Annotated in this window: 13 protein-coding genes; 7 read left to right on the forward strand and 6 right to left on the reverse strand. The window is 72.3% G+C overall.

Going from position 1 to position 14007, the window contains the following annotated elements; genetic code table 11:
* Positions 1-15: 15 nt before the first annotated feature.
* Both ACQEUX_RS08285 and ACQEUX_RS08290 read right to left on the reverse strand, forming a co-directional pair.
* Positions 16-1158 carry an acyl-CoA dehydrogenase family protein gene (locus ACQEUX_RS08285; protein ID WP_433043642.1) on the reverse strand — a complete coding sequence of 381 codons (1143 nt, stop codon included), beginning with the start codon at positions 1156-1158 and terminating at the stop codon, positions 16-18.
* A complete protein-coding gene (locus ACQEUX_RS08290) occupies positions 1155-2270 on the reverse strand; it encodes a M24 family metallopeptidase (protein WP_433043645.1) in 1116 nt (371 codons plus the stop codon). Before ACQEUX_RS08290 ends, ACQEUX_RS08285 begins: the two co-directional genes overlap by 4 nt.
* A 209-nt stretch (positions 2271-2479) precedes the next feature.
* On the opposite strand from ACQEUX_RS08290, the gene ACQEUX_RS08295 reads away from it, so the two are divergent.
* The gene (locus ACQEUX_RS08295) at positions 2480-3850 is read left to right on the forward strand and encodes a glycosyl hydrolase family 18 protein (RefSeq protein WP_433043648.1); all 1371 of its coding nucleotides are present in this window, start codon (positions 2480-2482) and stop codon (positions 3848-3850) included.
* A 36-nt stretch (positions 3851-3886) separates the two neighbouring features.
* Here the strand turns inward: ACQEUX_RS08295 and ACQEUX_RS08300 are convergent, their stop codons facing one another.
* Complete coding sequence (locus ACQEUX_RS08300; protein ID WP_433043651.1) at positions 3887-4774, reverse strand: winged helix-turn-helix transcriptional regulator; 888 nt, start codon at positions 4772-4774, stop codon at positions 3887-3889.
* Between the two features lie 83 nt (positions 4775-4857).
* On the opposite strand from ACQEUX_RS08300, the gene ACQEUX_RS08305 reads away from it, so the two are divergent.
* Positions 4858-6135, forward strand: a complete 1278-nt coding sequence (locus tag ACQEUX_RS08305; RefSeq protein WP_433043654.1) for an MFS transporter — start codon at positions 4858-4860, stop codon at positions 6133-6135.
* On the opposite strand, the gene ACQEUX_RS08310 is transcribed toward ACQEUX_RS08305, so the two are convergent.
* Positions 6116-7216, reverse strand: a complete 1101-nt coding sequence (locus ACQEUX_RS08310) for a DUF4037 domain-containing protein (RefSeq protein ID WP_433043657.1) — start codon at positions 7214-7216, stop codon at positions 6116-6118. The two genes, ACQEUX_RS08305 and ACQEUX_RS08310, sit on opposite strands and share 20 nt — an antisense overlap.
* A 121-nt stretch (positions 7217-7337) precedes the next feature.
* On the opposite strand from ACQEUX_RS08310, the gene ACQEUX_RS08315 reads away from it, so the two are divergent.
* Positions 7338-7565 (forward strand): hypothetical protein, encoded by a 228-nt coding sequence (locus ACQEUX_RS08315; protein ID WP_433043660.1) that lies wholly within the window; start codon positions 7338-7340, stop codon positions 7563-7565.
* Positions 7566-7623: 58 nt separating this feature from the next.
* Positions 7624-8550, forward strand: a complete 927-nt coding sequence (locus ACQEUX_RS08320) for a 5'-3' exonuclease (protein ID WP_433043663.1) — start codon at positions 7624-7626, stop codon at positions 8548-8550.
* Positions 8551-8574: 24 nt separating this feature from the next.
* Here the strand turns inward: ACQEUX_RS08320 and ACQEUX_RS08325 are convergent, their stop codons facing one another.
* Both ACQEUX_RS08325 and ACQEUX_RS08330 read right to left on the reverse strand, forming a co-directional pair.
* The gene (locus ACQEUX_RS08325; protein WP_433043666.1) at positions 8575-9291 is read right to left on the reverse strand and encodes an isocitrate lyase/PEP mutase family protein; all 717 of its coding nucleotides are present in this window, start codon (positions 9289-9291) and stop codon (positions 8575-8577) included.
* 16 nt (positions 9292-9307) lie between these two features.
* Positions 9308-9610: a GNAT family N-acetyltransferase gene (locus tag ACQEUX_RS08330; RefSeq protein ID WP_433043669.1), complete on the reverse strand. Its 303-nt coding sequence runs from the start codon at positions 9608-9610 to the stop codon at positions 9308-9310.
* Positions 9611-9738: 128 nt separating this feature from the next.
* Here ACQEUX_RS08330 and ACQEUX_RS08335 point away from each other — a divergent pair, with 128 nt between their 5' ends.
* The 3 genes from ACQEUX_RS08335 (at position 9739) to ACQEUX_RS08345 (ending at position 13938) form a co-directional block, all read left to right on the forward strand.
* On the forward strand, positions 9739-10446 hold the full coding sequence (locus ACQEUX_RS08335) for a DUF1223 domain-containing protein (RefSeq protein WP_433043673.1): 708 nt from the start codon (positions 9739-9741) through the stop codon (positions 10444-10446).
* 40 nt (positions 10447-10486) lie between these two features.
* Positions 10487-10897 carry an MmcQ/YjbR family DNA-binding protein gene (locus ACQEUX_RS08340; RefSeq protein WP_433043680.1) on the forward strand — a complete coding sequence of 137 codons (411 nt, stop codon included), beginning with the start codon at positions 10487-10489 and terminating at the stop codon, positions 10895-10897.
* A gap of 155 nt (positions 10898-11052) precedes the next feature.
* Positions 11053-13938, forward strand: a complete 2886-nt coding sequence (locus ACQEUX_RS08345) for a glycosyl hydrolase (protein WP_433043683.1) — start codon at positions 11053-11055, stop codon at positions 13936-13938.
* The last annotated feature ends 69 nt before the right edge of the window (positions 13939-14007 follow it).

The following is a 14007-nucleotide window of genomic DNA, read 5'->3' on the forward strand; positions in this document are numbered from 1 at the left end:
CGCCACGCACCGTTCTCAGCCCTTCGCCAGCGCTCGGGAGATCACCATCCGTTGGATCTGGTTGGTGCCCTCCACGATCTGCAACACCTTGGCCTCGCGCATGTACCGCTCCACCGGGTGGTCGGCCACGTAGCCGGCGCCGCCAAGCACCTGCACGGCGTCGGTGGTCACCCGCATCGCCATGTCGGTGGCGAAGAGCTTCGCCTTGGCCGCCTCGATCGCGTACGGGCGGCCCGCGTCGCGCAGCCGGGCCGCCGCGAGGGTCAGCGCGCGGGCGGCGGAGATCTGGGTGGCCGCGTCGGCGAGGACGAAGCCGAGCCCCTGGAAGTCGATGATGGACCGGCCGAACTGCTGCCGTTCCCGGGCGTAGGAGACCGCGTAGTCCAGGGCCGCCTGGGCCAGCCCGACCGCGCAGGCCGCGATGCCCAACCGGCCGGAGTCGAGCGCGGACATCGCGATGGTGAAGCCCATGCCCTCGCCGCCGATCAGCCGGTCGGCCGGCACCCGCGCCTCGTCGAAGGCGATCTGCGCCACCGGCGAGGCGCGCAGACCCATCGTCCGCTCGGCCGCCTGCGGGGTGATGCCGGCCGTGCCCGCGTCGGCGAGCAGGCAGGAGATCCCCTTCGGGCCGGGCCCTCCGGTGCGGCAGAAGACGTTGTAGAAGTCGGCGGTCCGGGCGTGGGTGATCCACGCCTTGGTGCCGGAGACCAGGTACGCGTCGCCGTCACGAACCGCGCGGGTGCTCAGCGCCGCCGCGTCGGAACCGCCCTGCGGCTCGGAGAGGCAGTACGCGCCCAGCGACTCGCCGCCGAGCATGTCCGGCAGCAGCTTGCGCTGCTCGTCGCTGCCGAACGCCGCCACCGGGTAGCAGGACAGGGTGTGCACGCTGACCGCCTCGGCGACCGCGAGCCAGCGGCTGGCCAGGATCTCCAGTACCTGCAGGTACACCTCGTACGGCTGGGCCGCGCCGCCGTACTCCTCGGGGTAGGGCAGGCCGAGCAGGCCGGCCCGGCCGAGGGTACGCAGCACCTCGCGGGGGAACTCGGCGCGCTCCTCGAAGGCGGCGGCCTTCGGCGCGAGCTCGCGGTCGGCGAGCTCGGTGGCGAGGCCCAGCAGGTCGTGGGCCTCGTCGGTGGGGAGGATCCGGTCGACAGTCATAGTGCGATGAGCTCCGTGGGGGTGGTGTTGAGCCGTTGCACGCCGTCCGTGGTGCAGACGACGATGTCCTCGATGCGGGCGCCGTGCCGGCCCGCCAGGTAGATGCCCGGTTCGATGGAGAACGCCATCCCGGCCTCGAGGGGCCGGTCGTTTCCGGCCACCAGGTAGGGCTCCTCGTGACCGTCCAGGCCGATGCCGTGGCCGGTGCGGTGCAGGAACGCGGGGCCGTAGCCGGCAGCGGCGATCGGCTCCCGGGCCGCGGCGTCGGCCGCCGCGCCGGTGACCCCGGGCCGCACCGCCGCGACCGCGGCGCGCTGGGCGTCGCGCAGCACCGCGTAGTAGTCCATGAAGTCGGCCGGCGCCGGCCCGCCCGCCACGTACGTGCGTGTGCAGTCCGAGCGGTAGCCCGAGGCCATGGTGCCGCCGATGTCGACCACCACCGGCTCGCCGGCGCCGATCGGCCGGTCCGAGGTGCCGTGGTGCGGGCTCGCCCCGTTCGGCCCGGCCGCCACGATGACGAAGTCGACGGTGACATGCCCGGCGGCCCGGATCGCGCCGGCGATGTCGGCGGCGACCTCGGCCTCGGTGCGCCCGGGGCGCAGCCACTGCCCCATCCGTTGGTGCACCTCGTCGATCGCGGCACCAGCTTCGGCGAGCGCCGCGACCTCCGCCGGGGACTTGCGGATGCGCAGCTCGCGCAGAACGTCCCCGGCGAGCCGCTGCGCGGCGCCGGGAAGCGCCGCGCGGAGCGCGAGGACCTGCTCGGCCCACATCCGGTCGGCCAGGCCGACCGCTGTGACCGGGCCGTCGAGGGCGGCGACGACCAGGGGGTACGGGTCGGTGCCGTCGACGTGGTCGACGACGCGTACCCCGGTGGCCGGCGCTGGGGACGCCTCCGCGGCCGGGCGTTCCAGCCTGGGCACGATGAGGGTCGGTTCACCCTCGGCGGGCAGCACCAGGCAGGTGAGCCGCTCCCCCGCGTGGGCGTCGTACCCGGTCAGGTAGCGCAGGTCGGAGCCGGGGGTGAGCAGCAGGGCGTCCAGGCCGGCGGTGGCGGTGGCGCGCTGCGCGGCGATCAGCCGATCCGGCGGATACAGCTCGTCGTTTCCCACACCGCCCAGCTTAACGGTCGTTTGGGGATCCCCCGAACCGGACGACCGGGATCGGCAGGCAGGAAATCCACAGATGTTGATTGACTCGGACAGTTAACACTCTTTAAGATTTGGCTGCCTCGAGGCCCACCCGTTCCTGCGTCCCGCACCTCCCGCCCGCGACAACCCTGCGCGGGTGGTGTCGTCCCCCGCCCACGGGAAGGCCCCCGATGTCCTCACCACTGCGCCGCGCCCTCGCCGCCGGCCTGCTCGCGCTGGCCACGGCCGGCGCCACCCTCACCGTCACCCCCACCGCCGCGCAGGCCGTGGTGCTGCCCAACAACTTCAAGAGCGTCGGCTACATGCCCTCCTGGGCCGGCAACGTCGACAGCATCCAGTACAACAAGCTCACCCACATCAACTACGCGTTCGTGCTGCCCAACAACGACGGCAGCCTGCGCGCGGTGGAGAACCCGAGCAAACTCTCCTCGCTGGTCTCCCTCGCACACGCCAACAACGTCAAGGTGTCGATCGCCGTCGGCGGCTGGAACGACGGCAACGACTCGGCCTTCGAGGCCCTCGCGGCCAACTCCGGCAGCCGGACCAACTTCGTCAACAACCTGGTCAACTTCGTCAACCAGTACAACCTCGACGGCGTCGACATGGACTGGGAATACCCCGACCCGGGCGCCTCGGCCAACAACTACACCCAGCTCATGACGCAGCTCGGCAGCGCGATGCACAGTCGCGGCAAGCTGCTCACCGCCGCCGTGGTCTCCGAGGGCTACTCCGTCGACGGCGTACAGCCGGCCGTGTTCAACCAGGTCGACTGGCTCAACATCATGGCGTACGACGGCGGCAGCCCACACGCCAACTACGACTGGTCGATCAACAGCATCAACCTGTGGAAGTCCCGCGGCCTGCCGGCCAGCAAGGCCGTGCTCGGGATCCCGTTCTACAGCCGCCCCGGCTACTACACCTACTCGGCGCTGGTCGACCTGGACCCGGCCAACGCCAACCGGGACTGCACCACCGCCGGTGGCGCACAGCAGTGCTACAACGGCATCCCGACGGTCAAGCGCAAGACGCAGTGGGCGCTGGCCAACGCCGGCGGCGTGATGAACTGGGAGCTGTCCCAGGACAAGAACAACTCGACCTCGCTGGTCAGCGCCATGTACGACACCATCATGGGCGGCACCACCCCGCCGCCGACCGGTCGTACCGGCCGGATCACCGGCATCGGCGGCAAGTGCGTCGACGTGGCGTCGGCCAGCACCGCCAACGGCGCCGCCATCCAGCTCTGGACCTGCAACGGCACCACCGCGCAGACCTGGACGGTGGCCAGCGACAGCACGCTGCGCGCCCTCGGCAAGTGCGCCGACATCACCAGCGGCTCCACCGCCAACGGCGCCAAGGTCCAGCTCTGGGACTGCAACGGCAGTGGCGCGCAGGTGTGGCAGGCGCAGTCCAACGGCACGCTGCGCAACCCGCAGTCGAACAAGTGCCTGGACGCGACGAACAACAGCTCGGCCGACGGCACCCGGCTGCAGATCTGGGACTGCTTCGCCGGCGCCAACCAGCGCTGGACCCTCCCGGCCTGACGGTGAGCCCGCACGGTCCCCGGCCGACGCCCAGCGTCAGCCGGGGACCCCTGCGTGTTCGCGGGCCAGGGCGAGCATCTCGTCGACCGAGCCGGCCGGATCGGTGACCGGGAACTGCACCGCGCGGACCACCGCGGTCGGGTCGACCAGCAGCGTCAGCCGCTTGAACCGGGTGACGCCGCCGGCCCGGAAGGTGGGCAGCAGCAGCCCCGCGGCCAGTCGACCGTCCTCATCCGACAGGAGAGGGAACGGCAGCCGGGCGTACGCGGCGAAGTCGGCGAGCTGGTCCGGCCGCTGGGTGCTGATCCCCCACACCCACGCCCCCGCGTCCCGAAACTTCGGATACCGGTCGGCGTAGGTGGTCGACTCCAGGGTGCAGCCCCGGGCGCCGGGGATGTCCGCCCAGCCCGGCGGGTAGGCGTTGATCCCCGGCGCGTACGCCCCCGGGAAGAAGTAGAGGACGCTCCAGCCGTCGGGGGTGCCCACCGTGACCGGCTGGCCGTCCGGCCCGGGCAGGACGACCTCCGGCAGACGCCGCCCGACCAGGTTGTGCACCCGGCGGGCCTCGGCCGAGGCGGCGTCGGCGGTCGCGGTCAGCTCACCATCACCCATGAGATGCCTCGTCCCCCAGTCCTGTAGTGCGATCAGCACCGGCAGCAGCCCCGCACCCTTGTCGGTGAGCAGGTAGTCGAAGCGCGGCGGGTGCCGCGAGTACGGCCGGCGCTCCAGCACACCGTGCTCGACCAGTGCGGCGAGACGTTCGGTCAGCGCCCGCCGGCTGACGCCCAGCTCACGCTGCAGGGCGTCGAAGCGGGTCGTCCCGCCGGCGACGTCGCGCACGATGAGGAACGTCCACCAGTCCCCGAGGACGCCGAGCGCCTGCGCGATGCCGCAGTCCGCGTCGGCAAGATCTTCCCGCCGCACCCGTCACCCCCATCCGTACCGACGTCGACTATAGTCCGTTCCAGTTTGGAACTCACTGGCCCGGCCGAACGGGGGCGGACGACATGCAGGTCCGAGAACGAGCCGGGGTGTTCTGGCGGTGGTGGACCGCCGGCACGACCAGCATGGTCGGGTCGGCGGTCGGCGCGGTGGCCCTGCCGCTGACCGCGCTCACCGTGCTCGACGCCTCCGCGTTCCAGATGGGCCTGATCGCCGCGGCCAGCTACGTCGCCTGGATCGTGATCGGGCTGCCCGCCGGCGTCATCGTGCAACGCCTACCGCTGCGTGGCGCCCAGGTGGGCGCCGACCTGGCCCGCGCGGTCGCCGTCGCGTCCATCCCGCTGGCCTGGTGGTGGGGTCACCTCACCGTCGCCCACCTCGTGGTCACCGCGCTCGTGGTCAGCTTCGCCAACGTGCTCTTCGATGTGGCGAACTCGACCTTCCTGCCCAGCATCGTCGAACGCGAGCAGTTGCAGGCGCGCAACAGCCTCACCTCGGCCACCCACGCCGCGACGCTGCTCAGCGGCCCGTCCCTCGGCGGGCTCGCCGTGCAGGCACTCGGCGCGGTGCCCACCCTGCTCGTCGACTCGGCCAGCTACCTCGTCTCGGCGGCACTGCTGCGCACGCTGCCCGCCAGCCGCGTCGACGCGCCGGACCGCTGGCCACCCGTCGGTGAGCTGATCCGCGAGGGTTGGCGCTTCGTCGCGCACCACCCGGTGATGGCGCCCAGCATGTGGGCCGCGACGGCGATGAACTTCGTCTGCGGCGCACAGTTCGCGCTCTTCCCGCTCTACCTGGTCCGTGAGCTGCACGCCCCGGCCGGCCTGGTCGGGGTGCTGCTCGCCGTCGAGGGGATCGGCGCGCTGGTCGGGGCGGCGCTCACGACGCGGATCACCGCACGGATCGGCACCGCCCGCGCACTGATCGTCGCCGGGCTCACCACGGTCGCCGGTGCGTTCCTGATCCCGTGGGGCACCGGCTGGCTGGCGTACGCCGCCTTCGCCGCCGGCAGCATCGTCTTCTCCCTCGGCACGGTCGTGCTGAGCGTGACCACCCGGACCTACCGGCAGATCGCCAGCCCACCCGACCTGCTCTCCCGGGTGATGGCCACCGTGCGGTTCGTCTCCTGGGGCGCGATTCCGGTCGGCGGGCTGGTCGCCGGCGCGCTGGCCGGCCCGTTCGGCGCCCGAACCACCCTGTTCGTCTTCGCGGCGACCCTGGTGTGCGCGCCGCTGGTGTTGCTGCTCTCCCCCGTCCGACACCTGCGTGACCTCACCGACCACGACCGGGACGACGAGCCGCCGCGTCCCGCCGCACCGGTGGTCACCGCCGGGGGTCGGTGACCACGTCGCCGGACCAGAGGCTGTCGGCCAGCCGGCGGACCCGGTCGGTGTGGGTGAGCACGTCGACGCTGTGCACGTACTGGTCGACCGCACCCAGCGGCGGCCGGTCGCGCAGCGCGGGGTCGGTCACTCCGGCGCGGAGCCCGGCGGCGATCCGCTCGGCGCGCAGCACCAGGAACGGGCGGTGGTGGAACAGCCGGGCACGGGCGTGCACCGGTGCCGCGAGCCCGGTCTCGTCGGTCCACCGGGCCACCGCCTCCAGCGCCGCCACCAGCCCGCTCTGGCGCTGGGTCCAATCACCCGGGCCGAGTGCGTCGGTCAGCGCCGCGACCACCGGCGCCGCGCCGGGCAGGCCGCCGAAGACCGTGCCGAGCCACTTGTCGTACGGCGGCCAGCGCCGGTGCAGCAGCAGGCCGAGTCGCATCAGGTCCCGGGCCAGGCCGGCGGTGACCACCCGGCTGCCCAACTCGTCGCCGACCTCGGCGCACCGGCCGGGCAGGTGCTCGGCCTGCGCGACCCGGGTCCACGCCGCGGCGAGCACGTGCCGCCACACGTCCGGCGGATACCAGGCCAGCGCCGCCCGTCGGGCCGTCAGCGCGCCGTCGAGGCCGTCATGGAAGACCTCGCCGCCGGTCACCTCCGCCAGCCGCTGGGTGGGGGTGGCCAGCCAGTCCGCCGTGGTGACACCGGCGGCGGGGTCGAAGCCCAGCCGCCGCCGACACCAACCAGCCAACTCGTCGACGCTGACCCCGTGCCGCGTGCCCGCCGGGTCGACGACGCCCAACTGCCCGTCGTCGCCGGCGAAGCGGGTCGGCCAGCCGAGGAACTCCGCTGGCAGGTCGGCCTCCAGCGCGGTGCGCAGACCGGGAACCCGGGCGGCGTCGGTGGCCACGACGAACACCTGCAGGCGCGGGCCCCAGTCATGGTCGGTGGACCGCGCGGTGTCCAGGCCCAGCAGCTCCGAGCCGCCGTCCAGCAGTCCCGCCGCGTACCGCAGACCCGGGAAGCGGTGGCGGAGGATCGGAGCGATCACCTCATCGTGGTAGCGGCGGGCGAGCGTCAGACCGGGAAGAAACGCCACACTGGCAGTCTGCGCCGCCCAGGTACGAGCCCGCACCGCGGTTTCCCAGGTCGGGCGGCACCGGGGGCCATAGCCTGGGTCGGTAGCGCCCGCTCCGGGCGCCGCGGCCGAAAGGATCGACGTGACGGGGAACGAGGCGGACCGGGTGACGGGGCGCCGTCGACGGCAACTGTGGGCCGGGGTCCTCGCGCTCGCCGGCCTGGTCCTGCTGATCATCGGCCTCACGGTGGCCGACGGCGTCGCGGCCTGGGTCGAGGTGGTGGTCGCGATCCTGCTGCTGGTGACCAGTTACGTCGTGCAGTACATGGCCCGGCGGGAGACCGTCTACCGGCACGACGAGCGGCGCTGACACCGCCGACGGCCGGGCGTACCCCTGATCGTCGGAGGGCTGTGCCAGGCTGTCCGGCGTGGCACACCGATCCCCGATCCTGCTGATCGACGCACCCAGCCTCTACTTCCGGGCCTACTTCGGCATTCCGGAGTCCGCCGCCCGAGCCGAGGACGGCACCCCGGTCAACGCGGTGCGCGGCTTCCTCGACATGCTCGCCACCCTGATCCGCGGGCGCGGCGCCGACCGGATGGTCTGCGCACTGGACTACGACTGGCGACCGGCCTGGCGGGTCGATCTGCTGCCGTCGTACAAGGCGCACCGGGTGGCCCCACAGGGTGGCGAGGTCGTTCCGGACACCCTCTCCCCGCAGGTGCCGATGATCCTGGAGGTGCTGGCCGCGATCGGCATCACCGCGGTCGGCGCGACCGGCTACGAGGCCGACGACGTGCTCGGCACACTCTCGGTGACCCAGCCGGGCCCGGTCGAGGTGGTCTCCGGCGACCGTGACCTGTTCCAGCTCGTCGACGACGCCCGTCCGGTCCGGCTGCTCTACGTCGGGCGCGGCGTGGCCAAGCTCGACGACTGCGACGACGCCGCGGTCCGGGCCCGCTACGGTGTGCCGGCCGACCGGTACGCCGACTTCGCCGCGCTGCGCGGCGACCCCAGCGACGGACTGCCCGGCGTGCCGGGCGTCGGCGAGAAGACCGCCGCCCGGCTCATCGAGCGGTACGGCGACATCGCCGGCATCCTGGCCGCCCTCGACGACTCCGACTCGTCCTTCGCACCGGGCCTGCGCGCCAAGTTGGTCGCCGCCCGCGACTACCTGGGTGTCGCGCCGACGGTGGTCCGGGTCGCCCTGGACGTGCCGCTGCCGGAGCTGCCCACCGCGCTGCCGACCGCTCCCGTCGACCCGGACCGGCTGGTCGAGCTTGCCGGTCGGTGGAACCTGGCCGGTTCCGCCCGCCGCCTGGTGGACGCCCTCGCCGCCCGCGCCGACGCCTGACCGCCGGCCTCGCGGCGCCGGGCCTCAGGCGCGGAGCCCCGCCGCGAGGTCGCCGACCGCCCCCATCGCGTACCGCTGCATCCCCGGACCGAAGGTGATGCGCGTCGCCCCCAGGCGCGCCAACTCGGCCACGGACCGCTGGTCCGGTCCGGCGACCATGTTGATCGGGCCCGCGATGGCCTCCCGCAGCACGGGGAGCACCTCCGGCGGCGCCAGGATCGGGTACACGCAGTCGGCACCGGCGGCCGTGTACAGGCGGGCTCGTGCCACCGCGTCGGCCGGGTCGCCCGTACCGACCAGGAACGTGTCGACACGCGCGTTGATGAAGAGGGCGTCGCCGGCCTCCGCCCGCACCTCGGCCAGCCACTCCGCGTGCCGCTGCGGGTCCTTGAGCGTGGCGTGCCCGACAGAGTCCTCCAGGTTGCAGCCGACCGCACCCGCCTCGATCAACCGCTCGACCAACTCGCCAGGGGTGAGGCCGTAACCACCCTCGACGTCGGCGGACACGGGAACGGAAACGGCCCGGACGATCCGCGCCACCGCCGCGAACATCTCGTCGGGCGGGGTCGAGCCGTCCTCGTAACCGAGCGAGGCGGCGACCCCGGCGCTCGGAATGGCGAGGGCGGGAAACCCGGCGTCGGCGAGCGTCCGCGCGCTGGCCGCGTCCCAGGGCCCCGGCAGGACGAGTGGGTCACCGGCAGCGCGGTCGTGGTGCAGGGCACGGAAGGTGGCGACGGTCATCGTTCGGCCCTGAACCCTATTTGACCTTGCGGGTGGACCGGACCGTGATGTCCTCGTACTCCGGGTGCTTGACCAGCCACTCGGCGAGGAACGGGCAGATGGGCACGACCGTCCGTCGCTTGGCCCGAGCGTCGTCCATGACGGCGCGAGCAAGGGTCGAGCCGACCCCCTGGCCCTCGAACGCCGGATCGACCTCGGTGTGGGTGTAGGCGATGATGGTGCCGGTCAGCTGGTAGGTGACGAACCCAGCAACCGTGCCCGCCTCGTCGCGCGCCTCGAACCGCTCCCGCGTCGGCGCGTCTGTCACGGTGAACTTCACGACGCCATCCAACCACCCGATCCCGCACCGGTCCCGCGAGGCCCGGCACGACCGCGACCTCTGCGCATTGTCTCGGCCATAACGGGAAACGCAGGGCCGCCAGCCGGAACCCGGGAGGAGACGCGCCAATGACGAACCCTGCGACGGACGGCGGCTTCGCGGTCGTGGAGATGTTCACCTCCCAGGGCTGCAACAGCTGCCCGCCCGCCGAGGAGGTGCTGACCGGGATCGAGCGCGACGCCCGGCAGCGGGGGGAGCCCATCTTCGCCCTCGGGTTCCACGTCGACTACTGGGACCATCTGGGCTGGCCCGACCGATTCGCGGACGCGGCGTACACCGCGCGGCAGGAGGCGTACGCCCGTGCCTTCGGCTCCGGGCGTCTGTACACCCCGCAGATGGTCGTCAACGGCACCGCCGAGTTCGTCGGGTCCGACCGTCGCCGGGCAGCGGACGCGATCGCGTCCGCCCTGATGCCGACCGCGGCCACGCCGGTCACACTCTCCGTGCAGGGAACCGACGACGGCGGCGGCGGGCGGCGGGTGGTGCTGGACTACCGGACCGAGCGGCCGTCGGGACACGCGGTGTTGAACGTGGCGGTCGTGGAACGCGGCCTGGTCAGCGAGATCGCCCGAGGCGAGAACGCCGGGCGGACGCTCCGGCAGGACAACGTCGTCCGCGCCTTCACGGCGGTGGACCTGGAGGCCGAGCGGGGACGGGTGGAGCTGACGACGGCGCCTGATCTCGATCCGCGCAACGCCTCGGTCGTCGGCTACGTGCAGCAGAACGGTAACCAGGCCATCATCGGCGCCACGGCCGTCGACCTGTCCACCGCGTAATCTCGGCACATGCGGATGGTGCGCGGTGCAGGGGGTCTCGGTGGCTGACGCGGATGACGTACGCGCTCTGGCGCTGGCGCTGCCGCACACGGTGGAGATCGCGAGCGACGGCTTCGACTTCCGGGTGGGCGACAAGGGTTTCGTCTGGTCCTACCCCGAGCGCGTGCCGGGAAAGCCGCGGGTGATCCGACTCGACATCGCGGTGCTGTTCGTCGGGGACGAGGCCGAGAAGCAGGCTCTCCTGCTCGGGGAGCCCGACGTCTTCTTCACCACGCCCGGCTACGACGGCCTGCCCCTGGTGCTGCTGCGCCTGGCGAAGGTCGACCTCGAACGTCTGAGCGAGCTCGTGACCGACGCGTGGCGGATGCGCGCGCCCGAGGCGCTCCTGGGCGAGGTCGACGGCGCTGTCGACGGCGCTGTCGACGTCGCCGTCGGCCGCGTCGGCAAATAGCGACATCAGCACGCAACGGGTTTGACACATTGACGGGGATCTCGCTACTCCACTACCGTGGCCGAGAGAGCGCTCTCTCACCAGACCTTCTCCCCAATTCAGACGCAAGGCGTCGGAGTCGGCACCGACCGAACCCGGCGCGCGATGGAGGCACCATGAAACCTCCCGTCCCCCACCGCCGATGGGCCCTGGCCGCCGCCACCGCTCTGGCCCTGGTCGTTGGCGGCCTCGCGATCCCCGTCACCCGAGCAGCCGAGGCCGCACCCGTCGGCGCCGGAAGCTACACCACCACCCCGGTCGGCCCGCTCCCCAGCGGCTGCGGCCCGATGTCCACCAACCCCCGGCAGTTCGCCACCGCCAACGCGCCCGCCGGGCCGATCCCCACCAACGACTGGTGGTCCTCGCTGCTGTGGAAGCGCACCGACTGCGCCTTCAGCGAGCCCCTGCACGCCCACCCGATCTCGTACGACACCTTCACCGACGGCCTCGGCTTCTCCGCCAACTCCACGCCCGCGATCAGCGGCACCGCGACCGGCGTCGGTGAGTTCCACTACCCGTACGTCCAGGACATCCGGGTCGGCGTGGCCGGGCTCGGCGCACCCCTGGTCCGGGTCGACGGCTGGACGGACTGGACGGTCAGCCCACACTGGAGCGACGGGACGCGGACGATGCGCGCCACCATCGGCCACGGCCTGCCCTTCGCGTACTTCCAGACCACCGGCGGAGACGCGGTGATCAACACCGCCGGCACCCCCGACGTCTGGTCCAACAGCGGCGCCACCATCGGCTTCCGGGTCAACGGCCACGACTACGTCGGGTACGCGCCCAGCGGCGCCAGCTGGACCGTCGCCGCCGGCCGGATCTCCTCCGGGCTGGCCGGTCGGGGCTACTTCTCCGTCGCCCTCCTGCCCCCGACGTCCAGTGCGACGGAGCGCGCCGACCTGGCCGCGACCTACGGCCGGTACGCGCACGCCCACGTGACCGGCACCCAGGTGTCCTACGCCTACAACCCGTCGACCAGCGGTCTGACCACCACCTACGCGTTCACCACGACCGCCCGGGAGGGCACCGCGACGCAGACCGTGGTCAGCCTCTACCCGCACCAGTGGAAGTCCCTGAGCGGGTCCACCGCGATCATCCCGACCTACCCGTCGGCGCGCGGCCGGATGAGGGTGCTCACCGGCGTCAGCCAGTTCCGCACCGCCATGAAGTTCCAGGGCGTCCTGCCGGAGCTGCCGGCCGTCGGCGACGGCAGCGGCACCGACCTGGCGACGCTCACCAGCCAGCTGGCCGCCGCTCGCGCGAACCCGATGGACCAGCGCGGCAACGACACCTACTGGACCGGCAAGGGGCTCGGCCGGGCCGCGCGGCTCGCCGAGATCGCCGACCTGGTCAACGACACCGCGACGCGCGACAGCGCGCTGAACGCGATCCGCAGCACGCTCACCGACTGGTTCACCGCGTCCAGCGGCAAGACCAGCCGGGTCTTCTACTACGACAACAACTGGGGCACCCTGATCGGCTACCCGGCGTCGTACGGGTCCGACCAGGAGCTCAACGACCACCACTTCCACTACGGCTACTACATCGCCGCCGCCGCGACGCTGGCGAAGTTCGACCCGACCTGGGCCAGCACCAGCCGCTACGGCGGCATGGTGGACCTGCTGATCCGCGACGCCAACAACTACCGCCGCGGCGACACCCAGTTCCCGTACCTGCGCGACTTCGACATCTACGCCGGCCACGACTGGGCGTCCGGGCACGGCTCGTTCGGCTCCGGCAACAACCAGGAGTCCTCGTCGGAGGGCATGAACTTCGCGAGCGCCCTGATCCAGTGGGGGCAGGCGACCGGTAACACCGCCGTCCGCGACGCGGGCGTCTTCCTCTACACCACCCAGGCCGCGGCCATCCAGGAATACTGGTTCGACGTCAGCGACCAGAACTTCCCCGCCGCCTTCGGGCACTCGACGGTCGGCATGGTCTGGGGTGACGGCGGCGCGTACGCCACCTGGTTCAGCGGCGAGCCGGAGATGATCCAGGGCATCAACCTGCTGCCCGTCACCGGCGGGCACCTCTACCTCGGCAACAACCCGGCGTACGTACGGACCAACTACGCCGAACTGGTCCGCAACAACGGCGGGCAACCGACGGTGTGGCAGGACATCCTCTGGCAGTTCCAGGCCCTCGGCGACGGCGACGCGGCGCTGGCGAACCTGCGGGCGAACCCCGGCTACACACCCGAGGAGGGGGAGAGCCGGGCACACACCTTCCACTGGATCCGCAACCTCGCGGCGCTGGGCACCGTCGACACGACGGTCACCGGCAACCATCCACTGTCGGCGGTCTTCTCGCGCAACGGGGCCCGCACCTACGTGGCGTCGAACCCGACGGCGGCGCCGATCACGGTGACGTTCTCCAACGGCACCACGCTCACCGTGGGAGCAGGCAAGACAGCCACCACCGGGGCGTACACCTGGAGTGGCGGCAACGCGGCCGGCGGCGTTCCCCCGACGACCACCCCGCCAACGACCACCCCACCGACCACCCCGCCGCCGACGACCCCGCCGCCGACGTCGGGCGGTCCGACGCGGTACCTCCTGCCCGGGGGTGGGTTGGGCACCGCCGGTAGCGCGGCCACGACGACGGTCGCGGCCGCCAACGGAAACCACGACGGTACGCCCACCAACCCGCAGGTCTTCACGGCGACCGGCCTCAACCTGGCCTACGCCGGCGGACAGACCACGTTCGACCTCTTCGTGGATGCCGGGACGGCGGTCGGCAACGGCGTGCAGGTGCGGATCTCCTACGACCTGACCGGCAACGGCAGTTGGGAGCGGGTGGAGACGCTGCGCTACTTCGCCACCGATCCGGTCCCCGGCTACGAGCACTACACCCAGAACGCCGGCCTGGCCTCGGCCACCGGCACGTTGGGCGCGCTGAGCAACGGCACGGTCCGGGTGGAGATCTGGTCGGCGATCGGCAACAACCCCAGCACGGTGGGCATCGGCAACCAGTCGGTGCTGCGGCTTCCGTACTCCTGATCGACCCGCACGTTGCCCGGTGCGGAGGACCACGAGTGGTCCTCCGCACCGGGCACCCGTTGGTGGATC

Source organism: Micromonospora sp. CA-259024, assembly GCF_050936255.1.
Classification (GTDB): domain Bacteria; phylum Actinomycetota; class Actinomycetes; order Mycobacteriales; family Micromonosporaceae; genus Micromonospora.

What these genes read in the sequence shown, in the direction of transcription:
- ACQEUX_RS08325 (WP_433043666.1), bottom strand. Translation starts at nt 9,291, where the DNA reads ATGACCGTCGCCACCTTCCGTGCCCTGCACCACGACCGCGCTGCCGGT.
- ACQEUX_RS08305 (WP_433043654.1), top strand. Translation starts at nt 4,858, where the DNA reads ATGCAGGTCCGAGAACGAGCCGGGGTGTTCTGGCGGTGGTGGACCGCC.
- ACQEUX_RS08295 (WP_433043648.1), top strand. Translation starts at nt 2,480, where the DNA reads ATGTCCTCACCACTGCGCCGCGCCCTCGCCGCCGGCCTGCTCGCGCTG.
- ACQEUX_RS08335 (WP_433043673.1), top strand. Translation starts at nt 9,739, where the DNA reads ATGACGAACCCTGCGACGGACGGCGGCTTCGCGGTCGTGGAGATGTTC.
- ACQEUX_RS08345 (WP_433043683.1), top strand. Translation starts at nt 11,053, where the DNA reads ATGAAACCTCCCGTCCCCCACCGCCGATGGGCCCTGGCCGCCGCCACC.
- ACQEUX_RS08285 (WP_433043642.1), bottom strand. Translation starts at nt 1,158, where the DNA reads ATGACTGTCGACCGGATCCTCCCCACCGACGAGGCCCACGACCTGCTG.